This is a genomic window from Rhodovulum sp. P5, from assembly GCF_002079305.1.
Taxonomy (GTDB): domain Bacteria; phylum Pseudomonadota; class Alphaproteobacteria; order Rhodobacterales; family Rhodobacteraceae; genus Rhodovulum.
This window is the reverse complement of sequence record NZ_CP015039.1, coordinates 942,578-965,910: the sequence shown is the minus strand read 5'-3', so window position 1 is coordinate 965,910 and position 23,333 is coordinate 942,578. Positions and strand designations below refer to the sequence as shown.

The 23,333-nt window shown below is 58.9% G+C and carries 24 protein-coding genes and 2 tRNA genes; 5 read left to right on the top strand and 21 right to left on the bottom strand.

The annotated features are described in order from the left end of the window. Window positions 1-75: 75 nt before the first annotated feature. Both RGUI_RS04785 and RGUI_RS04780 read right to left on the bottom strand, forming a co-directional pair. Window positions 76-151, bottom strand: a tRNA-Val gene (locus tag RGUI_RS04785). A gap of 165 nt (window positions 152-316) precedes the next feature. After that, entirely contained in the window at window positions 317-1,636 is a 1,320-nt protein-coding gene (locus RGUI_RS04780; protein ID WP_081532002.1) for an ATP-binding protein, read from the bottom strand. Between the two features lie 41 nt (window positions 1,637-1,677). Here RGUI_RS04780 and RGUI_RS04775 point away from each other — a divergent pair, with 41 nt between their 5' ends. Both RGUI_RS04775 and RGUI_RS04770 read left to right on the top strand, forming a co-directional pair. Then, the gene (locus RGUI_RS04775; RefSeq protein WP_081532001.1) at window positions 1,678-2,580 is read left to right on the top strand and encodes an MBL fold metallo-hydrolase; all 903 of its coding nucleotides are present in this window, start codon (window positions 1,678-1,680) and stop codon (window positions 2,578-2,580) included. 72 nt (window positions 2,581-2,652) lie between these two features. Then, window positions 2,653-2,727, top strand: a tRNA-Asn gene (locus RGUI_RS04770). A 240-nt stretch (window positions 2,728-2,967) separates the two neighbouring features. Here the strand turns inward: RGUI_RS04770 and RGUI_RS21095 are convergent. Then, window positions 2,968-3,222, bottom strand: a complete 255-nt coding sequence (locus RGUI_RS21095) for a hypothetical protein (RefSeq protein WP_156882869.1) — start codon at window positions 3,220-3,222, stop codon at window positions 2,968-2,970. An 11-nt stretch (window positions 3,223-3,233) separates the two neighbouring features. Further along, complete coding sequence (locus RGUI_RS04765) at window positions 3,234-3,470, bottom strand: hypothetical protein (RefSeq protein WP_081532000.1); 237 nt, start codon at window positions 3,468-3,470, stop codon at window positions 3,234-3,236. Between the two features lie 145 nt (window positions 3,471-3,615). Here RGUI_RS04765 and RGUI_RS04760 point away from each other — a divergent pair, with 145 nt between their 5' ends. Then, entirely contained in the window at window positions 3,616-4,014 is a 399-nt protein-coding gene (locus tag RGUI_RS04760; RefSeq protein ID WP_081531999.1) for a hypothetical protein, read from the top strand. Window positions 4,015-4,029: 15 nt separating this feature from the next. Further along, window positions 4,030-4,494, top strand: coding sequence for a hypothetical protein (locus tag RGUI_RS04755; protein WP_081531998.1), 465 nt, complete (start codon window positions 4,030-4,032; stop codon window positions 4,492-4,494). A gap of 17 nt (window positions 4,495-4,511) precedes the next feature. On the opposite strand, the gene RGUI_RS04750 is transcribed toward RGUI_RS04755, so the two are convergent. The 14 genes from RGUI_RS04750 to dcm all read right to left on the bottom strand — a co-directional run bounded on the left by RGUI_RS04750 (window position 4,512) and on the right by dcm (window position 17,787). Beyond that, window positions 4,512-5,138: a hypothetical protein gene (locus RGUI_RS04750; protein WP_081531997.1), complete on the bottom strand. Its 627-nt coding sequence runs from the start codon at window positions 5,136-5,138 to the stop codon at window positions 4,512-4,514. Next, entirely contained in the window at window positions 5,135-6,100 is a 966-nt protein-coding gene (locus RGUI_RS04745) for a hypothetical protein (RefSeq protein WP_081531996.1), read from the bottom strand. The genes RGUI_RS04750 and RGUI_RS04745 overlap by 4 nt, the downstream gene beginning before the upstream one ends. Continuing rightward, window positions 6,100-6,477, bottom strand: coding sequence for a hypothetical protein (locus RGUI_RS04740; RefSeq protein ID WP_081531995.1), 378 nt, complete (start codon window positions 6,475-6,477; stop codon window positions 6,100-6,102). Before RGUI_RS04740 ends, RGUI_RS04745 begins: the two co-directional genes overlap by 1 nt. Window positions 6,478-7,222: 745 nt before the next feature. Continuing rightward, window positions 7,223-7,921 carry a recombinase family protein gene (locus tag RGUI_RS04735; protein ID WP_081531994.1) on the bottom strand — a complete coding sequence of 233 codons (699 nt, stop codon included), beginning with the start codon at window positions 7,919-7,921 and terminating at the stop codon, window positions 7,223-7,225. Between the two features lie 581 nt (window positions 7,922-8,502). Beyond that, window positions 8,503-9,192 (bottom strand): hypothetical protein, encoded by a 690-nt coding sequence (locus RGUI_RS04730; protein ID WP_081531993.1) that lies wholly within the window; start codon window positions 9,190-9,192, stop codon window positions 8,503-8,505. 802 nt (window positions 9,193-9,994) lie between these two features. Then, the gene (locus RGUI_RS04725; RefSeq protein ID WP_156882868.1) at window positions 9,995-12,559 is read right to left on the bottom strand and encodes a hypothetical protein; all 2,565 of its coding nucleotides are present in this window, start codon (window positions 12,557-12,559) and stop codon (window positions 9,995-9,997) included. A gap of 367 nt (window positions 12,560-12,926) precedes the next feature. Further along, entirely contained in the window at window positions 12,927-13,223 is a 297-nt protein-coding gene (locus RGUI_RS04720; protein ID WP_081531991.1) for a hypothetical protein, read from the bottom strand. After that, entirely contained in the window at window positions 13,220-13,522 is a 303-nt protein-coding gene (locus RGUI_RS04715) for a hypothetical protein (protein WP_156882867.1), read from the bottom strand. Before RGUI_RS04715 ends, RGUI_RS04720 begins: the two co-directional genes overlap by 4 nt. Further along, window positions 13,519-13,980, bottom strand: a complete 462-nt coding sequence (locus RGUI_RS04710; RefSeq protein ID WP_081531989.1) for a hypothetical protein — start codon at window positions 13,978-13,980, stop codon at window positions 13,519-13,521. Before RGUI_RS04710 ends, RGUI_RS04715 begins: the two co-directional genes overlap by 4 nt. Before the next feature lie 19 nt (window positions 13,981-13,999). After that, the gene (locus tag RGUI_RS04705; protein ID WP_081531988.1) at window positions 14,000-14,443 is read right to left on the bottom strand and encodes a hypothetical protein; all 444 of its coding nucleotides are present in this window, start codon (window positions 14,441-14,443) and stop codon (window positions 14,000-14,002) included. Then, window positions 14,436-14,699, bottom strand: coding sequence for a hypothetical protein (locus RGUI_RS04700; RefSeq protein ID WP_081531987.1), 264 nt, complete (start codon window positions 14,697-14,699; stop codon window positions 14,436-14,438). Before RGUI_RS04700 ends, RGUI_RS04705 begins: the two co-directional genes overlap by 8 nt. A 161-nt stretch (window positions 14,700-14,860) precedes the next feature. Beyond that, window positions 14,861-16,057: a type II restriction endonuclease gene (locus RGUI_RS04695; protein WP_081531986.1), complete on the bottom strand. Its 1,197-nt coding sequence runs from the start codon at window positions 16,055-16,057 to the stop codon at window positions 14,861-14,863. A gap of 12 nt (window positions 16,058-16,069) precedes the next feature. Beyond that, window positions 16,070-16,528, bottom strand: coding sequence for a DNA mismatch endonuclease Vsr (locus RGUI_RS04690; RefSeq protein ID WP_081531985.1), 459 nt, complete (start codon window positions 16,526-16,528; stop codon window positions 16,070-16,072). Then, a complete protein-coding gene (dcm, locus tag RGUI_RS04685; RefSeq protein ID WP_081531984.1) occupies window positions 16,525-17,787 on the bottom strand; it encodes a DNA (cytosine-5-)-methyltransferase in 1,263 nt (420 codons plus the stop codon). The genes RGUI_RS04690 and dcm overlap by 4 nt, the downstream gene beginning before the upstream one ends. Before the next feature lie 247 nt (window positions 17,788-18,034). On the opposite strand from dcm, the gene RGUI_RS04680 reads away from it, so the two are divergent. Further along, window positions 18,035-19,324 (top strand): site-specific integrase, encoded by a 1,290-nt coding sequence (locus tag RGUI_RS04680; RefSeq protein WP_081531983.1) that lies wholly within the window; start codon window positions 18,035-18,037, stop codon window positions 19,322-19,324. A 761-nt stretch (window positions 19,325-20,085) separates the two neighbouring features. Here RGUI_RS04680 and RGUI_RS04670 read toward each other — a convergent pair. From RGUI_RS04670 to RGUI_RS04660, 3 genes are all read right to left on the bottom strand, one after another. Continuing rightward, a protein-coding gene (locus RGUI_RS04670) for an IS3 family transposase (RefSeq protein ID WP_371587212.1) occupies window positions 20,086-21,266 on the bottom strand; the annotation gives its coding sequence in 2 pieces (ribosomal slippage) (window positions 20,086-20,928 and window positions 20,931-21,266; 1,179 coding nt in all). Between the two features lie 148 nt (window positions 21,267-21,414). Continuing rightward, complete coding sequence (locus RGUI_RS04665) at window positions 21,415-22,326, bottom strand: ABC transporter substrate-binding protein (protein WP_081531981.1); 912 nt, start codon at window positions 22,324-22,326, stop codon at window positions 21,415-21,417. A 27-nt stretch (window positions 22,327-22,353) separates the two neighbouring features. Beyond that, window positions 22,354-23,244, bottom strand: coding sequence for a CehA/McbA family metallohydrolase (locus tag RGUI_RS04660; RefSeq protein ID WP_081531980.1), 891 nt, complete (start codon window positions 23,242-23,244; stop codon window positions 22,354-22,356). Window positions 23,245-23,333: the final 89 nt, after the last annotated feature.

Sequence of the window (23,333 nt, the reverse complement as noted above, 5' to 3'; positions counted from 1 at the left end):
ACCACCCCTATGTACCAGTGGGAGCGGTCAAAAGTGTTATAGGGCAGTAGCTTGCCAGATTTCAATGGGTTGCAATGGTGGGCGATGAGAGACTCGAACTCCCGACATCCTCGGTGTAAACGAGGCGCTCTACCAACTGAGCTAATCGCCCGACTGCGCAGCGGTTTAAACCGGCAGGGCCGTCGGCTGCAAGCCCGGTTCGCGATTGAATATGTACAAGACCGCTTCAGGTGGCGTGCAGTGCCGCGGAAGCGGCATCATTCCCCACGCGACTGATGATCCATGACGGGCCGCTGGCCTGCTGCCGGTCAGACGGTCATCTTGCCAGCACCAGCTCCGCCAGAAGACCGCCATGCCGTGCACTTTGCCCCAGCCGCAATGCGCCGCCATGGCTGCGGGCGATGTCTGCCGCGATGGCAAGGCCAAGGCCGACCCCGATCCCGGAGTTTTGGTTGCGGGCCGTATCGAGCCGCTGAAACGGCTTCAACGCCTCCTCTCGACGGTCCTCGGGAATCCCCGGCCCGTCATCCTCCACCCGGAAGGTGACATGGCGGTCGGTGATGTCCAGACCGACCTCCACCGTCGTGCCGTGGCGCAGCGCGTTGTTGATGAGGTTGTGCAGCGCCCGTTCCACTGCGAGTGGGCACAGCATTGCGGAAGTCCCGCGACAGCAGTCTGTGACATGGACCCGCTGCCCGCCATCGCGTACCGCCCCTGCCACACGGTCCAGTAGGTCTGCCGGGTCGACGGATTGCAGATCGTCCAGGGCCTCGACACGGGCAAAATCGAGAAAGGTCTCGATCATCCGCTCCATATCGTCGAGATCACGCAGCATGGCCGCCGTGTCCTCGGCCGGGTCGATCATCGACAGCCCCAGACGCAGGCGGGTGAGGGGCGTGCGCAGATCGTGACTGATGCCCGACAGCATCATGGTCCGCTGCTCGATCTGGCGCTCGATCCGCTCGCGCATGTCCAGGAAGGCTTGCCCGGCGGCCCGAACCTCTGTCGCGCCGGAGGGTTTGTAGCGCACGCTCCGCCCCTTGCCGAAGGCATCCGCGGCCCGGGCCAGCCGCTTGATCGGCCGCAACTGGTTGCGCAGAAAGAGGCTGGCGATGACGGTCATCAAGAGACCCGTGAACACCATGAGAACCAGAAGTTGATGCGGGTTCGAGGCGGACACGCGCTTGCGGTCAAAACTGATGTCCATCGGGCCATAGCGGCTTTCAAGGGCGATGCGCACCATGTTGGTATTGCTGGCAAGGTCGATGCCTGAAAATCCGGGCAGGCCCTTGCGCAGGGTCGATGTCACGGTCTTGCCGGAGAGATCATAGTAGCGCCGGCTTTCGCCGACCGGTGGCGTGCCGTCGAACCTCACCCGCAAGTTCAGCGGTTCGGCAACGGCCTGTACTTGCTGCAAGGCGGCGGGCTTGTCGGGCGCGGCCGAGACAAGCCGATCCAGATAGACGAGTTCAAGGACGATGGCCCCGGTCATCTGACGGGTGACGTCTTCGAAATGGCGCTGGATGAAGACGATGGACACCACCAATTGCAATGTCAGGACCGGCAACACCAGAATAAGCGCGGCCCGTCCATACAGGCTGCGCGGCAGCATCCGCTTGATCCAGCTTTCGCTCATGCTAAAGCCATAGCGAGAGAGCGCGCACGAAGGAAGCACGGATGCCAGCACCGCCCCCCTTCGACCCGACGCCGGGCATCGTGGAAACCCTCCGCCCCGGTCTGCGGCGTGTGCTTGCGCCAAATCCGTCGCCGATGACCTTTCGTGGCACGAACACCTACGTTCTGGGGCAGGGGACGGTCGCGATCATCGATCCGGGCCCCGATATGCCGGCCCATCGTCAGGCCCTGCTGGCAGCACTTGGGCCCGGCGAACGGGTCAGCCATATCCTTGTGACCCATTCCCATCTCGATCACTCGCCGCTGGCGCGGCCATTGTCCGACCTGACCGGGGCGCCGGTTCTGGCCTTCGGTGACAGTGCGGCCGGGCGACGCGCCGATCTTGCGGACATTCCCGGCCTCGGCGGGGGTGAGGGTATCGATGCCGGTTTTGTACCCGACATCCTGCTTGGCGATGGCGATGTGATCGACGGCGCCGGCTGGCAGGTGACGGCGCTGCACACCCCCGGCCATATGGGCAACCACATGTGTTTCGCGTGGGAGGACGCAATGTTCACGGGCGACCATGTGATGGGCTGGGCCAGTTCGATGGTGTCGCCGCCCGACGGCGATCTGGGGGCGTTCATGAGGTCCCTTCAAAAGCTCGCCGCGCGGTCCGAGAACGCCTATTTTCCCGCCCATGGGGCACCGGTAGCGAACGGACCCGAGCGGGTCGCCGATCTGCTTGCCCATCGCAAGAACCGCGAGGCGCAGATCGTGGCGGCACTGGCCGATGCGCCCGCCACGGCAGAGGCCTTGACGGAGCGGATCTACATCGACACGCCGCGCGCGCTTTTGCCCGCAGCAACCCGCAACGTCCTGGCGCACCTAATTGATTTGAAAGACAAAGAAGCGGTTGAGGCGGTGGGCCCGCTTGGCGCCGATACGGCGTGGGCACGGACCTGACAAGCATCCCGAATTTTATCGCCAAAACCCTCTGGACGTCGGCAAACCGACTTGCTATACGCCCCCTCACGTTCCGGCGTAGCTCAGTGGTAGAGCAGTTGACTGTTAATCAATTGGTCGTAGGTTCGATCCCTACCGCCGGAGCCAATTTTTCCATTTCCAGTCAAGGACTTGGCGGAAGTTTAGCTACGCGAAAATATTCCGCTTGACAGCCAATGTGCTGATTCATTCGGCGTTTTTCGACCTTTTGGCACATAAACGGGTGACTTAGGGGTGACTCCAAATGGGGTGACTCCGGCCTGAATCTGCCGCGTTTGGATGTGACGATTCGTGAGGCGGAACAAAAAGGCACATGGCCATTAGCGCCCGTTAGGGCGCACCGCCGGGCTACCAGTCCTTCGGCTTGGCAAACCCGTGTAATTCAACCTCAGCCGCTTCACCGCACTGCTTACAGGTCGCAGACACGATATCCGGCCCCGATACGTCATCATCCTTGACGCTCAGTGAGAAGTCGCCCCCGCCGCTTATCGAGCCCCAGCTACCGGGACTCCAGTTCGAACCACGTTGATGCGTCTCCGCGATGTTGACGGTGCCGCACTGCGGGCAGCGAATGCGAAAGTAGGTGCTGTCTATGATGCCCATGGGGGTTGCGCCTAATCGAGCAACCCGTGGTAGTGGCCAACGGAAACCGCAGCCTCCACAAATTTCCTTGCCGTTTCCCGATCCATGATGACAGTCTTGTCTTCAACCGTGAGATAGATGCTATCGACGCCAGTTCCGCCGGGAATCGGGCTCCCCGAATAGCAAGAGGATCGCCCGAACTCAACGAACAGAGTTTCCTTGCCGCCCTGATCTTTGATTTCCTCTTCGAAATAAACCGTCGTCGCCATGACTACCTCCGCGTGTGTTGTTTCGACCCTTACAGTTACGAGGCGCTTCCATCAAGCGGAGGTGCTAGGCATGGAATTCACGCTGGCGGCACACCTTTCGGGTGTATATGATTCCCGCAATCAATGACACACGAGGGCAAAAACCATGAGCATCGCGCAGTATGAGCCCATTAAAATCACCGGAATGGATACGGATCGGACCCGCAAGGACGAACAGTCGGCGTTGCACTATGTCTTCCTCTCCTTGTCCCCGCAGCCGACGGCGGCTTGGGCGAGCGACTTCAACGAGACGTGGGCGCAGCACTTTTACATGCAGAAACGCCGGGCATTGGTTCAAGGTGACGGCCTCGTCGTCCATTGCCACCTTGACGAACTTGACGATGGGCTGGTGACTGAACTTGAAAAGATCACTGGCGAAGTGAACGAAAGACAGAGGACACTTGCCGCGAAAGCGCGCGACGACGAGGCGAATGCAAAAGCGGTTGAGCGGAAAGAGCGCAAGCGGATTAAGGACGCCGCAGACCGATTTAACAAGAGGCCATGATGGTGAGGGCAAAAAGTGGCCACCAAACTTGAGCTAAAGGGCCTGCTTTTCGACGCCTTCGACGGTTTTGCCGATAGGCGATACAAGAAGCTTGAAAACGATGCCCCGTTCATAGTGGATGACCGTGGGCGTGGTGATTACGATGCACGCGGGCAGTTATTCCTGTGGTTCTGCCAGATGTTCGCTTTTGTCGAGGAAGCGGACGTGGTTCACTTGAGCCTGATCGGCGGCGTGCCTCAGAGCGATGCGGTTTCGCAGTGGTATGCCGAACATGAGATCGAAGAACAGGAATCCGGCCTCAACTACACCGTTGAAATCGACGTGACGCCCGACAATCTTGATGATCTGCCGGACCTCGCCAACCGCTTCGCTGCCATCATTAAGCGCCGATATAATGTGCCCGCCTACAAATACGTGGTGCCGCGCACTTTCGACTCCCTCATGCGGTTCCATGGTGTCCTGTCGAAGGCTTGGCGATGAGTGGAGCGAGTGCGCTTCTAACCGCAAAGAGCCGATTTCACGGCCTCAAACAAGTCGCTGGCAGGGGATGCGAACGTGATCAAGCCCAAGGCCAAAAGTAACAATAGCGCCATTCTGAAAAGAAGTTGGTGTGTAACGATCACATAGCTGACCTTGTGGTTAACGTTCTGCCGATCTTGCCGGACCGATTTCAGGATTTCCTTTGTCAGGTCCGCAAGGGGGTCCTCGCGGGTCCCAGAATTGACGATTTCACCTACATCAACGCGGTGGAAGGCGCGAACCGTCAACGCACGAAAAGACGATACAAAGGCACCAATCCCGTACGCGAGCCCCAAAATGAAAAGGACGAAGCCGACGATCCTATACCACGTATCAAAGGCCATGATGCCTTTCAGGGTGGCGTTTTCAGTCAAGGAAACCAAAATAGGTATAAGCGCCAGCAATGCCGCAAGGTAGATTTGGCTTTTGGTTTCGACTGCATTCTTTCGCCCCGTTTCAACGTCACGCAACCGTCGTGCTTCATCTAGGAACGTAGCGGTGTTCTCTCCCCATGACGCTGCCGCGATGCTTTCAAGCTCGCCTGTCAGGGTTTCGTCAGGCGGCACTTTGCCAACGTGGGGCCATATGAAATCGAGAATCTTCACTTCGATATGTTCTCCATTGCGGTCACAATTGCGGCTGCAATCGGCAAGCCCGTTCGATTTTCGATCCAAGCCCATTGACCATTTGGATTGCATTCCAAGAACCAAAACGCGCCCGATGCATCCAACACAAGATCAATCGCGCCATATCGAAGATTCAATCGACGGACAACTTCCACGCATTGCTTGGCTACTTCCTCGGGGAGTTCAAAGACCTCGTGTTCAAGCTCCGTGACTGAGCTGTGCCGCCAGTCCGTTTCCGTCTTCGCAAACTTTTGGGAGTTGATCGCAACGGCGAATACCCTTGTTTCCACAACGGTCACACGCAAATCAAACCGCTTGTCTATTCTCCGTTGGAAGATCACCGGGGCCACGCGGAGGTTCGTTGGGTCGATTTCTTCGATAGAGTGGATGGTGGTAGTGTAGATCACGCTTCCGGGGCCGCTAGGGTCTTCCAGCAAGGATTGCTTCATCGGTTTGGCGATGACGTCACCGTCAGAAAAAAGCCGCTCTACTGAATCCAATTCGTTCGTAATAACGGTTTCGGGCACCGTGAAACCAACCTCTTGCGCAAGCCGGAGTTGACGGGGTTTGTCTTCTGCTAGTATGACGCTGTTTGGATGATTGAACCACTTCTCACCGAGTTCCAGATACAGCGAGCGAAGCAAGTAGCTCCATTCTTCGCGGATATAGGTGACGGAAGAATGCGACAAACCATCCGGTTTCACTTCTGGGGGAAGGGGCCTTCGAAAATAGGCCGCGCGGACGGTGTCCAATTTTATCTGGGTGTCACCGTTGCATAGAGTGGTTGCGTCGCCAAGGCGTTGGGTGAACAACAACTGTGCAACGTCTTCGGTATTTAGGCGGTGGAACGGCAGACCCCGGTTGCGGATTTCTCGAACGATGAAATCGGAGGTCAGGTCCCTTTTATTCGTGACTATCAAGTAGGGATGGTGGCGCTCCACTACAGAAATAGCCCTGTAACCTCGGGCGAGGTATCATCGTGTTCCAGTTGCGCTTCGGTTTTCGTCGCCATTTCAAGACCAACAAAGGCGCTCGCGTCATCTTGTTCAGATTGGGTGCGAGTCTTGGTCGCCAATTCCGCCGAGGAAAAAGCGCTTTCTTCGTCGTCAGTTTCTCGCTCAACCATGGTCTTCGTGACCAGTTCGACGGTTTCCTTCGCGTGGTCGATCAGAGGGGTTTCAACACTGCCTGATTTCACAACCCACATTGCCGTTTCATGGGAGTAATACCCTTGGATTTCGGGGGACAGCGACCGCTCCGATGCATATTGGGTGAGGAACGGAACTGGCGTTTTGTGCCGGGCCTCAATTTGCGCCATTGGCTTGCCTCTTCTTTGGATTCAACGGCCTGCCCCGTTGCCTTCTTTCACCCGAAGGTTATCCTTTCGGTGACATGCGATCAAGCACACTCACGAGTTGAAACACCCGTGGGAAAAAAGGTGTGCAACAAACCCGGAAAATTCCACTCAGCTAAAGATTCCGGTGGACGCTGGGTCCCCTGCGTTTCGTTTGCGTGGGTCCCTCGCGTAGCGATTGACGCGCTTTGCGCGGTCCCCGGCAACCCTGCAACATTTTGCTCAGGTAGGCCGCTGCGGCAACTGAGGGGTTTTTAGTTAAGTGGTATATTCCCCCCTTGGAGCCCCCGGAAGCCTCTCTGACGGCCCATCTTGCCCTTCCGCGACCAAGCGAGACAGGCGAGCAGGACAGGCGCTCAGCAGGCCGCTACGCGGCCCCCTAGTCCCTCGGTCGCCGGGGACGTCTCAGGCGGTATTTCACTTCAACCAAACAGGCGAACCGACCGCGCGCGCCGGTGCCACGCTACCCTCGTTGGCGGCGGGGTGATTTGGATTCGTGATAAAGGATCAGAACGGACAGGAGCGCTCGTCAGCGCGATCATGACTGAACATGCAGCTTGGCACCGTGCACGGGCGCTGACGCGCCCCAGTGCCAAGATACCATGCAAACAGCCCATACGCATGGCGGGGTGACGGGTGGGTGGGCTGGTGGTGTGGTGAGTGAGCGAGGGGCGATAATGGCACCCTTGACGGTGTGAACCGTCCCGCATCAGAGGGGTCCAGCGTGGCTCTGGTGGCCTTCCAGCCGGTTCCGCAGATTCGCCACGCTGGACGGATGCCAACGCCCCCCACGGGCGGTCTTGATACCCCTGCGGTTAAGTTCCTGAGCTTGAGCCTTCAACGTGATGTGGCCTGCGGCGTGCACATCTGCCAGCGTGTCGGATAGATCGGCGGCAAAGGCGTCAGCCTTGCCTTTGATCGCCCGCACCGCGTCAGTATTGCCCTTGCCTGCGGCGTGGAGCGCGGCTGCGCCGTTGGGATTGCCGAAGGTCTGGCCACGGGCCTTGGCGGCTGCCATGGCGGCTTTGGTGCGCTCGCTGATCGCTTCTGCCTCAGCCTGTGCCATGACCGCCATCATGCCCACAGTCATGGTGTTGGCATTCGGAATGTCTAGCGCGACGAAATCGGCACCGGACTCTTTCAAAGTCATAAGAAATGCAGCGTTCCTACCCAATCTGTCCAACTTGGCGATGACCAGTTTCGCCCCGGTGACACGAGCGTGCCGCAACGCCTTGTCGCGTTCTTCACGGTCCACCTTCCGGCCCGATTCTACCTCTACATATTCGGCAATAACGTTGGCCGCGTTAGCGGCGGCATATGCCTTGATCGTCGCTTGTTGCGCTTCAAGGCCAAGGCCGCTGCGCTGTTGTTTCGTGGTGCTGACGCGAATTAGAGATACGATTTTCATTACCAGCGCTCCAATTCCAAAACTGCCAAGGGGACCCTTGGCAATCTTGTATTACACGCCAGCATGATTCGTGAGTCTTTTCAATGCTCTAGGGGGAATTTCACTGTCCCGAGTCTGGAAATCCCCTCGGTTCCCCATATGTCGACTGATTGGAAAATCGAGGGTGGGTCGTGCCGGGCATAGGGTAAGCCGATGCGCACGCGTCGAAAAATCAAACCACGTTCGCGTTCAAAAAGAAACGGGCGAGAGTCAGTTCAAAAAAATCGACGCCCGTCATGAGGGTTACCCAGAACTGAGCGCGAAATTGTCACGATCTGTAACGATCTAGAATAAATCTGGCGCGCGTTTGCGGCGAGCGTCGGAGCGTTTTTTATCGGGCAAGATGCGCGACGCTGTATCGAGCGGATCGGGCATTGCGGTACCATGACACCCCAACAAACGCAGGGTTTGAATTCGTTTGGAAGGGCTCCATCGGGCAGCGGACGCGGGTGGTGGTGCGGCGATTTAGACGGATAACCCACGGGAACACTGTTAACCGCGTGCGCCTGCCCGACAGTGAGCCGGGCAGTCACTTGATTTGGTCACTCGGTCAGCGTCGGTTCCGCTTCGTCATTGAAGCCGTAGAAGCCGTCATCAACGGCCCCGCCCACTTCAATGTCCGGCTCTTGGAAGCATGTACGCCCGGCGACGCGATTCAGCGTCATGGTTACACTGAAACCAATTTCATGCCCCACGTAGGGCCGGTCGAGGTCTTGGCTGCCCGAGAGGGTGCCGTTGGCTACAACTTGCACTTCGTCTTGCCCTTCAATAACGTCCGGCGGTTCGTAGTCCGGGAAGTCCTCGAAATAGGCATTGGTGCCGGCCATTTCGCCGGAAAGCTCGTCGGAGATATAGGAGTCGTTCTCCCGCAAATACTCTTCCACGACAAAGTTGCCCAGCGTCTCATAGAGCCACACCTTGCCGCCGAACCAATTCTCCCCGATCAAAAAGTCAGTGATAATGCGCGCCAACTCCATTGCGGACGGCAGGTTCGGGGGAAGGCCATTCAACCGACCCAACCGCCATTCGATCCGGGACACATCCGGCACCATGACGGTGGCGTCTTCAATCCCGGACAGGGGATAGTTGGTTTCTGCAAGTTGTGCAGCATGGCTCCGGTAGCCGAAGAACGCCGCCACGATTTCACGGGCATGGGAAGCTTTCAGCTTCTGGCCAAAGTCACGCTCATGCACTTGGCGCAGATGATCTGCACACAGTTTGGAAATGGACATGGATCACTCCTGTTCCTTGCGGGGCTTCGTCAGTGTCGAAGAGCGTTTAACCGCCACCATGCCCGCAATTCGCAGAGAGTTGAGGTTTAGCAGCTTTGCAGTCTGCCGTCTTTTTGGTCGCTCTTAGCCAAGGCGAACGGCTCCTTCTGACAACATAGGCGGCATTGCTTAGCAGTTCAAGAACCGGGCGTGCGAAGGCCGCAGATTGTGTAAACCCCTTATTTATAAGGCTTGCGGACATGTGCGGACTTGAATCCGCGCGTTTGCGGACATATCTCCGCAGAGATTCAATGAATGATTTCTGGTAGTTAATAGGGGTGCCCGCCTAGTTTGCGGACTTGCGGACATGAATCCAAGATTGACCTACAGATTCACATATTTTTTCGACATGCTGGCGAGCGCGTGGGGCGGAGGCGGCAAACCTGATAGCATGACCATGCACCGAATTTTGGCCTTCGTGAAAATAAGAACCTTCCTTAAGTGACTTTGTTCTAGAATCATGTCCGCAACGCTGAATTCGCTCCTGCAAACCCCTTATTTATAAGGCTTGCGGACATGCGGACATGTATGTCCGCAAAAACCGCCCTGACGGGCGCCAATGCCCGCGAATGCAGTGACCCGGCGACTTGGGAACATGACCCTGCATCATGTTGTCGGGTCCGACTTGGTAACATGTCCCTGCGCAGTATCATGTTCCCAACTCACAAAAGCTCGGCTAACGCACGCCGTCAGGCGTGCGTCGTCTGCCCCTCAACAGATGATCCGCCCCATGGATGAAACAGGCCGCTAACGCGGCCTGTGATCAAGTCGGACGTTTGGTCTTGCGCATCATCCAGTAGAATTGTTTGGACGATTGCGGGTCGGGGTGCTCTTCGAATGCGACTTCCCATTCCCCACATTCCCAAGGCACCCGCGCCGCATCCCGGAAGTTGCGGGCGATACCGGTTGAGCGCCCGTAACGGATTTTGCCGTCATCGCCGCTGGACCATCCCCAGCCGTCGATTGCCAGCGCGCCGCCGTCTTCGCCAGATTCTTCCAGAACGTCCTTGATGGATTCCACAGTTCCTTCACGCCCGCGAACGGCAGCCGTTCCCCCGGCGCGGAACAACTGCCCGTTCGGGTAGTTAGCGGCCAGCACGTCCATAAGCGTCTGCGCGCCGCTATCCTGCGCCGTGGCGGCATAGGAACGCAGCCGGTCGCGGTTGTCGAGGAAGCCACGCACGCCCGCGTCGCGCAGGATGCCGCCCATCACGCGCGACCATCCTTCAAACGAGTTGAGCGCCGCGCCTTTCCAAGGTTGCGCGCCTTTCGCTACCCAGTTCTGAATGAGCGTCAGGCAAGCCCAGACCAGCTTGCCACGATTTTCCATCACCCAGCCCGGCAGATCATTGTGACGCCAGCCGCCGCGCTTTTGAGGTGCGGCTGTGTGGGCGTCCAGTTCGATCATGACCATACGGCGCAGGTTCTCGCTTGATCCTTTGATGTTGTTTGCAACCGCAGCCCAGACCCAGCGGATTGGCGCTTCAACTGTCCGGTTCGAATGCAGAAGCCGCGCCCGGTATGTCGGAGTCGTGAGTGCCGACGCGAGATTGCCCAGCATCACGGCGGCGTTGAGGTTGTCGAATGGGCACCAGCGCGCGCCCTCGTTCACCAGCGTGCTAACCGTCTTCGTCAGTTCGTCTTCGGTGGAAGGCATGGCCAGCATGGCGGCGGGTTCGCCGTCAGTGATACGCGAAGCCGTTTCGAGCAAGAGCCCGCCGCCGGTGCCGGGCAACGGCTTGGTGACGGCATACATGGGCGTCACGCCCTGAATCATGTCGCGGGCAAAGGGCTGCAACAGCATCGCCAGAAGGTGGGCCGCGTCCGGGTTCGCATCCCCTTTGCCGTCCACCATCGACTCCACGATCCCGTCACGATCCATGCCACCAATCGGGAAGTCGCCGAACGCCTCTTCGAAGATCAAACGCAAGGCTTCCCGCACTTCGTCCTCGGACGGCGAGGCGCTAACGCGCCCCACGTCCAGCCCGTTGAGTTGCAGGAGCGTTTGCGTCTCTGCGTCATAGCCCTCTTCGGCAACCAACCGGCCATCCGGCCCGAAATAGGGTGCGGTGCAGATGCCCGTCAATTCCGCGTAGGACTTGGGTTGGCGATGAAACATATGCTCATACACCTCTTTCGGGGCGAAGACAGCCCGTTTGGAGTCACCTTCGGATTTTGCCCATTTCGTGTTGTCATTCAGAACAGCGGCGAATTGGCGGTCACTCAACATCTGCCGTTTGCCATGGCGAGCCGCGCAAACGTCGCCTTCGAATTGGAAGACAACCGGCACACCGTGAACCATTTTCGCCGCCAGTTTTTCTTCTCCCCATTCCGCCATATCAGGTTCGCCCCATTCATTGACCACGGGGATTTTACCTTTCTTGGTTGGCGCGTCAGAGCGAGCGGCAATACAGACTTCCTTGATCAGCTTCCCCGCCGCAGGTTTGGACCAGCCCGCATTGGCCGCGATCTGTTCTTTCAAGTATCCCTGCGCGCCCGGTTCGTCGCCCAGTTTATGCTTGGCTGCAAGCACATGAATCGATTGATACATATCATCGCGCATGGCGTGGGGCGGGAAGCCTGCAACCGCCTTGTCAATATGACGATAGATCGGCGCGCGGGTATCTTTGGCCTTGGCCTCGCGCGCGGCGACACGCTCTTTCAGCGCGCGCAGTTCTTCCGCATATGCAGCCTGAGCGGCGGCGTATGCCTCATGCACGTCGCCTTTTACATGCGCGCTGGCCACGTCCAAAAGGGGTGTAACCACTGCCTGAATCAGATCGGAGTCGAGACCATCGTCGCGGGCTGCATGGTTAAATACCGCAAGATCGGAGAGGAACTTTTCCACACTGTTTTCGCGCCGGATTCCGACTTCAACGGTTTCACGGGTCACCTTACCATCGGCGCCGATCTCTTCGCGGATCATTTTGCCGGTCGTATTGGTCGCGCGGATGTGGGCGTTGCGCTCGGCGACCACCTCGGGCTTGTTCAACAGGGCCAGTTCGCGCTCGATTTCAATTAGCATGTCGCGGTCCCATTCGTCCAACCGATCCAGAAGCGCCAGCCATTCGCGGTGGTCGGCGATCTGGCGTTCGCGTTCTGCATATTCGGGCGATGCTTGATACGCGGCGCGCTTACGCGCGTTTTCGATAGATACGACAACGTTATGGTTGTCAGGCGCCCAGTTCCACGCGGGATCATCAAGGGGGCGATCAATCTCGATTACGCCGGTTTCTCCGCGCTTTTGCGCGGCCCACGAGGCAAGCATTTTCGGGCCGGGATTTTTACCCGAGTATTCCTCGGGCGAGGTTGCAACAGTAGACTGCATTCTGGTTCTCTCGTTTCGACCATCGCCCGAGGTTCTATTGACGCGCTGGCGCCGATTGGGGTATCAATGGTCCGTTCATATTACTGACCCGCCGCGTATCCTCTCTTTCTCGGATACAGCCCTGCAAGGCTAGGCGGGTCATCTTCTTTTTACCACATTCGAATCATTGAGTCAGCCCCATTCGGTTGACTTATTTTGAATGTCAAGCGATAAATTCGCGCCGAGCTAAACTTTCACAAGCCATTGGCGACGAATTCGCGAACAATGGGCTCTATGATCTTCGTTTGTCCCATATATCGGCACAATCTCAGCGGTAGTTATGAGTATCATTCATGAAATGTCGCCATATCATGTGAACATTTCATGATCAGTAGGTGAACCATCGCGCGTCAACTGACGTTCGAAACAGGTTAGAAGTCACGTCTTTGCACGTCATGGGCGATGACTGATCCAGCGCCCAATCAAGAACGTCTTCCACGCTATAATGCCGCCCCGTGGCATCGTTGTGGGCCGTCAGGATGGCGCGAAGATCGGTGGCATCGTAGCATTCGCGCCGCGTGCCCGCTTCTGTGCTGACAACTGTCGCGGGAAGATGCACAAACGGCACCTCGCCCCCCGCAAGGTTCAAGAATTGGCCGAACGGGCCAAGATGGTAGACAGTCATTGCGGCGGTTCTCCCACGATCTCCCCAAGGCACAATGCCGCCTTCAGCAACAGCCCGTCATCATCTTCGGGCGGCTGCGGACCGTTTTGCACGGCGTTCGGATCATCGGGTGGCAGGGTATCCAAATGCTTGCTCAGCCGATCCGCTCCCGAACTGAGGTTTGAAGCCACCGCCTCAAGAAGGCGCAGCTTTGCGTCAATGGTGCGCGGGTCGGCGTCATTTACCGACGCCAGCAGGGCCTTCATTTCCGAGAGCGACGTTGACACGACATAGACCAATGCTTCCAACTGCGAACTCATTTGGCGTCCGCCTCCAAGATACGGCGCGCGAACACGTAGGCCGCATCATTCGCGCTGTTTGGCGCGGCGTTGGGACGGTCCACCCGCGTGGACACGCGGTCATGTCGCCCGACATGCCGGGTCAGCGAGGCCTTGATGGACGTCGCCAGCCGGTCGGCACCATGGGCCGTGGCGACCTGTGCAGCACACATGAGCGCCTTTGTTACGTCATCCATGAGCACAAGGACTGACTGCGGCGAGGTGCTGATTTCGCGGGGGGCTGCGGCGTCTGCCTTGCGCTTCGAAAGCCAAGCCCGGCGGTCGGCGGTTCGCTTCGCATAGCGGCTCGATTGTACGCGGGCGCTGGGTGTTGGTTCCGGCTTTGGATACCCTTCCGCTGACTCACACCATGCCGCGAGATAGGTGAGTCCGTCGATTGCGACCAACCGCGCAAAGCGTTCTTCCCGGTCGCGGCTCATTGGGAGTGATCCGGGAGCGTCAGGCAAACCGGGCATCGAGCCTTTCCGCCACATAGGCAGCCTTGCGCTTTTCAAGAAGGTTCTGCCGGTGAAGACGGAGAGCTTCACCTTGCTTGAGCCCAGCAAGAAATTCAGCTTCGAGAGCGGCCTTGCGGTGCCCCAGCGTGAATTCAAGGTTGCGCTGTGCCATTTCGTCTGCTTCGATAACCGAACGCGTAAAGCGCCGCATAGCCGCTGAGTTGCCGGGGTCCAGTTCTTCAACATTGCCGGTGACCAGATGCGAAAATACGGCGGCATTGTCGGTCAGGCCGTTGACCAGCGTATCGACCATAAGGGGCGACAACGCGTCGCCATGCAACGCGGCGGCGTGGATGCGAAAGGCTTTCTCCACGTTGGCAAGGCGCTCCCGTTCTCCGGCATGGAGGGCATCGCGTGTGATCTTGGATTGCGTCTTATCAGGCATTTTCAATTTCCTTGTTGCGGCGTTGAATATCGAGGGCGACAAGATCGCGCTCCATTACGGGAGTGAAGAAATGCTTGCCCCGCAGGACCGGGATCAATGAAACCAGCCGCCAATACCGGCGGGGACGTCCGGCATTCGGGCCGGGCTGTTCGGTGTACGTTTGTGAAAGAGCGGGGTCCCGGAAGAGTTTCCGGCAGGCATGATCTGACAGATTACAGACCGACGCCACATCCCGCATGGAAAGCGCAGCGTCCATGGGTGTCTCGTTTGATTGGAAGGTTCATCGCCCTCAAACGGCACCGCCCCACCGGGGAAATGTCGGCCTGCCCCGCAAGCCGAACGATGTGGCATTCATACCACAAAACCACCCGCAATGTCAAAATAACGCGGTTTTTCGGTCGGGGTATTTGTCCCCAATCAGGCGGTGCGCACGTCCGCCATAAAGGCTTCCACCGTCAGCACATACGGGCGGATGCTCTTCGCATATTTCTCGATTTGCTTTTCAGGTACCACGAGGCGAATGCCCGCATTCATGATCAACTTGAATTGCGCTTCCGACACGCCCTCTTGCAGCGTCAGAAGGTGGCGTGTCGGCAGATCGGCGCATTCTTCCGTGACCTGTCGCCAGCGATCTTTAAAGGTGGTCTTGACGGCCAGCATTCGGACCCGCTCACGCGGGAATGTGTCATCCACATAGGCGGCTTCATTAGGGAACAGAAAATCCGGGTTGTTCCCCGCCTTTGGCTGGTATGTGAAATCCCGATCTTCCTGAAAGGATTCTTCGATCAGGATTTCCCGCATATGTAGTTCCAGCGACTTCCCGGAACGTGCCTTGCGCCGTTGCAGGACAGTCTGTGCGGCGGCAAGGAAGTCGGCAATGGTGCTGAAACCCGCCTGCGCACGGGGAAGCTCCACGGCCTCTTCCAGCGACTGGAATAGCTCGAATTCGCAATCCCGGCGGCGCAGTAAGCGCCTGTCCACCGCCAGTTCGCTGTCCGGGCGCAGTTCGATCACCTTGCGGATGATCTCGGCACCGGTCGGAAACTTAGCCAGCCACTCCGGCGGAAGTTCGTGCCGGGCAAGTCTGCAATCGGCGCGGACGGCGGCTTGAAGAAGCGCGAACAAGCCCCCGTCAGGTGGCCACGTGGTCCAGCGTCCCGGTTCCACGGGTCCGGTCTCGCGCTCGACAAGGTCTTCCTCGACCTCGTTGCGGCATACCCAGACGTTGCATGTATCGGTGTTGCCACCTTCAACCTGTCGGAATGCGAACACCACCAGCGCGCCGGTACTTTCCGGGTCCAGAAGTGCCGACTGACCGCCCCCCAGATTGGTCACGCGGACTTCGTCCCGCGTGCCGCCGCGCAGCTTGTTGTTGTACCAGACCACGCGGACATTCCGCGCGTCGGGGTGGCTGTCAATCGTCAGGTCAAACCATGCGTCCGCGTTGTCGTGGGTGTGTTGTTCCAGCGCAGGGAACAGCCGGAAGAACACCGACTTAGGAATATAAAACCCGGCCTGATGCGACCCGTTCGCCAGCGTGTCATTACCTGACAGGCGCTTCACATACCAGAACCACCCTTCGGCGTGTTCATCCAGCCAATCCACCAAGTCCATACAACTGCCCCGTCACTCGAATTCTCCGGCTATCTCGCCCGTTTCTGCACCGGACGTTAGCCACTGCCCTATTCTGTCCACAACCGTGGGCAGATCAAGCCGCCCCGGCCCGATCAGCGCGCATTCCCATACCACCAACTGCCGCCAGCCCAGCGCTGAAAGCTGTTCCGCAACCTCCCGGTCGCGCTCCGCATTGCGGATCAGCTTGGCCCGCCAGAATTCGGCGTTGTCCCCGCCGGGTTGTTTGAACCGGGGACAGTCGTGCATGTGCCAGAAACACCCGTGCGTGAATATCGTAGCCCGGAATTTCTTCAACGTCAGGTCGGGCTTGCCCGGCAGAGGCGCTTTCAGACGAAACCGATACCCGGCGCGATGCAGCGCGGAACGCAACAGCTTCTCAGGCTTTGTGTCCCGCCCTCTTATAGCCGCCATGTTGCGGCTGCGTGTCTCCGGGTCGTGAACGTCCGTCAAGCGATCTCAAGCGCCTCCTGCGCTGCCTCAGCCACGCCCGCGACCTCTGCGATATGGGGCAACATCAGACGCGCCACATCAGTTGCCACGGGGGCCACAACCGCGTTGCCGAATTGCTTGTATGCCTGCGTGTCAGAAACCTTAATCCTGAACTTGCTCTCGCCCGGCTTGTCGAAGCCCATCAGGCGGGCGCATTCACGCGGTGTCAGGCGGCGCGGCGGGCCGCTGGGGCGGCGGATCAGGATTTCTGACCCGTCCTTGTAATACCTCGCGGAAAGCGTTCTGGCGACGTCCTCGGGGCCGTTCAGGCCGAACCCGAACCCGTTGCCCTTGGCCCGGTGCTTCGCGGCGTAGTCTTGCAGATAACCCCACAGGTGCTCTGAAAGCGTGTATTTGTCCGACACTTCTGCTTTCGGGCCAACAGTGAAATGCCCTTCGGCCTTTTCGCTTCCATCTTCCGGGTGCAGAATCGTGCCCAGCTTTGGGCCGCTCAGCGGGTCGCGGTCCTTAAGGGATTGCAGGCTGAAGTCTTTGATCCCGCGTTCGCGCGGGAAACCGACAATGAAGATGCGCTCACGGTGCTGAGGCACCCACGACTTGGCATCTAGGATCATCGGGAAGATGTCGTATTCCAGATCGTCTTCCAGCGTGGATCGGATCACATTGAAGGTCCGGCCCTTGTCGTGGTTGGCAAGGTTGCGGACGTTCTCTAACAGGATCGCCTTGGGGCGATGATGCCGGACGATGCGCGCCACATCGAAGAACAGGTTGCCCTGATATTCGCAGGCGAAGCCGTGAGGGCGATTCAAGGCGTTCTTCTTGGACACCCCGGCGATGGAAAACGGTTGGCAGGGGAACCCGGCCAGAAGCACTTCGTGCTGCGGAATGTCGGTTTCGCTGATTTGCGTGATATCGCCCGCAATCTCGTCTTCCGGCTCACCGTAGTTCTGCGAATAAGTGATGCGCGCGTACTTGTCCCACTCGGACGTGAAGACACATTCACCGCCGACACCCGTTTCCATATCGAATGCGCGGCGAAGTCCGCCGATTCCCGCGAAGAGGTCAATAAAACGGAAGGACGGTTCACCAGCGGGTATTTTGGGGGTTGGCTTGGCGGCTAGGAGCTTTTCGATCTCGGCAGGCTTCGGCCCGCCCTTGCCTTCTTCCCAGTTGTACACCGTGCGCGGCGGACGCCCTAGAAGCCCGGCCACCTCGGGCACGCTGAGCCCTGTTTCCTCGCGAAGTTCGGTGAATTCCATGCCCCTGCTCCTTGTTCTGCTCTGGGAATCTGTGTGCCATACTGGCAGGAGAACATCAAGAGAACATTAAGGCAACGCAGGGATAATCTGGCGGATCACTGGGAATCGGACACAAGATAGTGGCCACCAGCACCTTTGTTTCCGCGACCGGAATTCTGTATTTCCACAGTTATGCCATGAAGGAGTCTAAAAGCCCAACGGTCTGCACGCTATGCTCTACACGACCAATTGATTCTTAGGTGACCGAATGGCAAAGATTGTACCGCTGCCACCGACTTCCAAAGGCGAAACACGTTACGCGGTTCGCTGGATAGGCAGCAAGGGCAAGGAAGTTCAACGCAACTTTCCGACCCGGTGGGAGGCTGCGGAATTCAGGTCGCAGAAGGAAATTGAGTTCCCGCGCAAGCGTCGGCGAATTAGCCGCGTTCGAACTGCCGAGGTCCCCACATTCAAAGAAGCTGGTGCCGCCTACCTATCCAGCCTCGAACACCCGGAACCCGGCGAAGACCCAAAGGAACCCGTTACGCTGAAAACGTACGGGTCAGTTTTGCGCGAACACGTCTACCCTCGCATAGGGCGAAAGCGCGTGTCCAACGTCAACGATGACGACTACAAGCTTGTTTATCGCGGGTGCGATGAAACCGGTATGTCACCCCGGACACGCACAGAAGCTCTTCGATTGATGAAGGCGGTTTTGACCTACGCCAAGGATCAGGGCCATCTTGAACACGTCCCTGAGAACCCGATTAAGAACAAACGGACCAAGCAAGAAGCACAGGCAGAGAAGGACGCAGCCGAACAAAAGTTCTTCTCGCCGGACGAGGTCTACACGTTGTTAGCGGCGGCGGACTCACTAGCCGAGGATACGAATAAGCAAACCCGACGAACGTGGGCGCGGTATCGTCCGATGGTCTATTTCTTGGTCTACACGGGGGCACGTATTAGCGAAGCCCGCGCATTCCGCAGGCAGGACTACGCACCGCAGGAAGGACGTGTGCATATCCGCGAAAGTGCACCGGAGGGAAAGGGAAGCAAACGGACGAAGACTGCCGCCGGTCGACGGTGGGTGCCGATGAACCCAGAGCTTTGTGAGATACTGGAGCCTTGGCTGAAAACCCATAACCGCACGCTTGTTTTTGGAACGGCAGCCGACAACCCGATCAGCCTACCCACCCTCTATCCCCGCTTGCTGGAAGCGCTGAAAGACCGAGCGGACAAACTGGCAGATTTAGGGTCTGACCCACACTACGTGAAGCCCCGGCGCGACCGGCAGTTTCACGCCTTTAGGCACCACTACGCATCTTGGTTGGTGAAAGAGGGTGCGAACCTCAAACAACTGCAAAGCTACATGGGGCACGCCAAGGCATCCTTCACGCTGGACGTGTACGGCCACCTTTTCGAAGATGACGGGCAGGAATTAGCTATGCGTATGACCATGAAACGTGGCTCGGCACAAAAAGGCACACGGGTGCTGGCAAGTCCCGAGCGGCACGAAAACAGGCGGGAGTCAAACCGTAAACGGGTGACTTATGGGTGATTCCTAATGCCATGAACTACGGCGTTAACCACTTATGTACAAACAATAAATTTCCGTGTGACATAAAGGTCTGTTAATCAATTGGTCGTAGGTTCGAATCCTACCGCCGGAGCCAAACATCCCCTTAATAACAAAGGGCTTTGTTTGGAAAACACATATCCCTTCCAAGGTAAGAACACCCCTCAAGGGGAACCAAAATCCCGGAATGTGCCTGCATATTCCCGGAAAAATCCCCGGACCATCCCGGCGGATATTGTTCGCTCTGGGGTGCTACACCTGAGGGATGCCCTTGCCATGGGCTGCCATCAGCCGCCTGCTCAGCGGGTGGGCTGAAATCTGCACCACCCTTCAAGGGCTGGATTGCTCACCGATCTGCCCGGCTGAATAGTAAAGGGACGAAGCTGCGCCAACAGCATCGCCCCTGATTACTTGATGGGAACTGCGACGAAACCCAGCAACGGATTGAACCCTTAGGGAAGCCCCCGAGGATCGGCTTTAGGATCGCCGATCCGCGTGGAGAACGCAAGAGGAACGGCAATGACCTACCTACATTCACAAACCGCGAAAGCCGAACTGACCGCCGCCCTTGAGAAGGACGAGGCGGCTCAGCAAGTGCAAGATCAATCCCCGCTCAAGACCAAGAAAGACATTCGGGGCTTCTGGGCACAGTTCCCGAAGACCCGTGACCTTTTCGGGGAGAGAGGTGGTCCTGGAATTTCGACCAGTTTGCCGCCGTGCTAAGCTATAGCATGGGTTTCATTTCAGGCGGCGACCTTCAGGTCCGGAGATTGTCTACCATAGGCCTCGTCCGGCGTCAGGAGCCCATGTGATGAGTGTGGGCGTCTTTCGTTGTAGTAGGTGATCCAGCCGCCGATCCCTTCTCGGGCTTCGGACCCGGTTTCGAAGGCGTTCAAGTAGACGCATTCGTATTTGAGGGATCGCCAGAGCCGCTCGATCATCCGATTGTCGATCCAGCGCCCCCGACCATCCATCGATATTTTCACCGTCGCATCGCGCAGCACGTCGGTGAAATCGGTGCTGGTGAATTGCGAACCCTGATCGGTGTTGAATATCTCGGGGGTGCCGTATCTGGCCAGCGCTTCTTTCAACGCCTCCACGCAGAACCCCGCGTCCATGCTGTTCGAGAGCCGCCAACTCAGCACCTTCCGGCTATGCCAGTCCATGACAGCCACGAGATAGAGAAATCCCCGGCGCATGGGAATGTAGCTGATGTCAGCACACCAGACCTGGTTCGGCCGGGTGATGGGCAAGTCCTTCAGAAGATATGGATATATCTTGTGCTCCGGGTGCTTCTTGCTGGTCTTCGGTTCCTGGTAGATCGGCACCAACCGCATGAGCTTCATCAGCCGCCGCACACGATGCCGTCCGCACCTATGTCCCTCGCGAGCCAAGTGCCGGGCCATTTGTCGGGACCCATACCACGGCGTCTCCAGGAACTGCCGGTCGATGATTTCCATGACCTTCAGGTTCTCCGCGCTTTCGCCGCGTGGCTGGTAGTAAAGGCTCGAGCGGGCCAGCGACAGCAGGCTGCATTGCCGCCGGACGCTGAGATCAGGATGGCCCTTCTTCACCGCTTTTTGCCTCCAGTGCCGGGGATGAGACTGGAGGCTTCCGACATCGTAGCAGCGACCGTGGCCCCAGTGGGGCCGCGTAAGCGCTGCGGAGCATCCCGTTCCACGACCAACTGGCCAATCTTGGCGTGCAGCTTTTCAACCTCTGCCGCCGATATCGCCGGCTCAGCAGTCGCGTGGCCATTGAAGGCTGAAGCCATGTTCTCGATCGCAGTCCGCTTCCAGCCGCTGATCATCGTGGGGTGGATGTCATACTTCTTGGCCAGTTCGGCCGTCGTCAGTTCCTCGCGGATGGCTTCCAGAGCCACCTTCGCCTTGAACTCTGCCGAATAGCGTTTCCGTTTGGTCATTTCTGTGCGTTCTTCCTCAGGTGCTACAGCTTAACACCAGGTCCAAACTCCCGCGACCACCTCTGTAGCTCCGTCGCCAGCGGCTTTGTGCAACAGAGCCCCGTAGAGGTAATAGCGGTTGGGGAACTGCGCGATGATCGGCGCGCCGTCATAGCCCGCCCCAGAGGCCATCGACCAGTGCCTGCCGGTCGGTACACAGCCGCATCGCCTGCCGCACGCGGGCGTCGTCCGTCGGGGCCTTGTTCATGGCGATGACATAGACATGGAACATCGGCCAGGTGACGCCCATGGTCTTGATGCCGGGCTTCTCCAGCGCCGGCGTCTGGTCGGGCGGGATGTTGGTGACGATGTCGAACTCGCCATTGACGATGCCCGTGACGCGCGAGGCGACCTCGGGCACATAGGTCATCACGACCTTGTCGAGCGGCGCGGCTTCCCCCCAGTATCCGTCGAACCGCTCCAGCGTCAGCGTTTCATCGGGGACGAAATTCGTCACCTTGTAGGGGCCGGTGCCGACCGGGGTCAGCGCCGCATCGTCAAAGCCCTTCTCCTCATAGTAGTCCTTGGACACGATGCCGAAGGACCGCGCGGACATCAGCGTTTCGAACATCGGCTCGGGGCGGTGGGTGTGGACGCGGACGGTCATGTCGTCGACCACCTCGACATCCTTGAAATTATAGGCCCAGCGGCCCCAGGCGGAGAAGAACTCCGGATCTTCGTGGTGGAACATGCGGTCGAGCGAGAATTCCACGTCATGGGCATCGAACCTGTCGCCGTTGTGGAAGATGACGCCGCGGCGCAGCTTCAGCTCCCACACGGTCGGTTCGATCTGCGTCCATTCGGTGGCGAGCCCCGGCTTGAAGGTCAGCGGGTTCGAAAAGCTGTCGCGCTCGATCAGGGCATCGAAGATTTCATAGAGGATGGGCGCGCCGGAATTGCCGGTCGTGTCCTGCGGGTCGAGGCTGTCCTCGAAGGTCGACAGGCCGATGCGCAACTCCTGCGCGGTGGCCGTGCCGGCCAGCGTCAGCGCAAGGGCGGTGGTTGCAAGGAAGGTCTTCATTGGGTTTCTCCCAGTGGCAGTATGGGGTCAGGGCCAGAGCGGATTTGACCAGGCGCGGCGGCCCAGTGCGTCGACCAAGACGGCGCGGCACCAGCCGCCCTTGAAGCGCTCCAGCGGCAGGCGGGCGCGGGTCAGGTTGGTGCCGTGGGCGCGGGCGCTTTCGCTGACGTCGCCGACAAGGATGATCGCGGAAGCAGGCGAGCAGCTGATCGCGATCTCGTCGCCCTCGCGGGTGATGGCGTGGATCTCGGGGCCCTGGCTGGCGTAGTAATGCCCGTCATGGAGCGCGGCGAGCAGCGCGTCGGGATCGAGTGTTTTGGACTTGACCATGACCCAGCCGCCGAACGCGTCGCCGTTCTTCCAGTGGCTGTCATCGACGGCGATGGCGTTCAGGCGCAGGCCGCGGCTCAGCATCGTGTCGAGAAACACCGCCCCGTCGCCGCGGTCGGTGTGGACGAAGCTTGTGTGGTTGTAGACCTCGACCGCCTGCGCGGCATCGAGTGCCACACCGTCCTCGGGCTGAAGCTGGTACCAGTGGGGGTGCGCGATGGCGACGAAGGCGCCGGCAGCGCGGGCACGCCGGGCGAGTTGCGGCCCGCTCTCGGTCTCGGTGGGGCGTGCGAAATCGGGTGGCAGGCCGACGGCGAGGATGTGCCAGTCCACCCCGCGCGAGGTTTCGGGCGCGTGCAGTTCGGCGCCGAGGATCGTGGTGAAACCCTCGCTGCGGAACGGGCGCGTGTCGGTGACCGGGTAATCGTATTTCGGGCGGAAATGATCGGTCAGGCAGGTAAAGTCGTAGCCCGCGTCGCGATAGGCCGCGCAGGCCTCTTCGGGGCCGATCCGCCCGTCGCTCATGGTGGAATGGCCGTGCAGGTTGCCACGCCAGAACTGTCCGGGGGCCGAGAACGCGTCGAGCATGCCAATCCTTCCATCGCAGCGCCGAAGCGGCATATTGAAAGGTTAAATTCCCTGCGTAACGCGCATTGGAATTTTACATGAATGCTCCG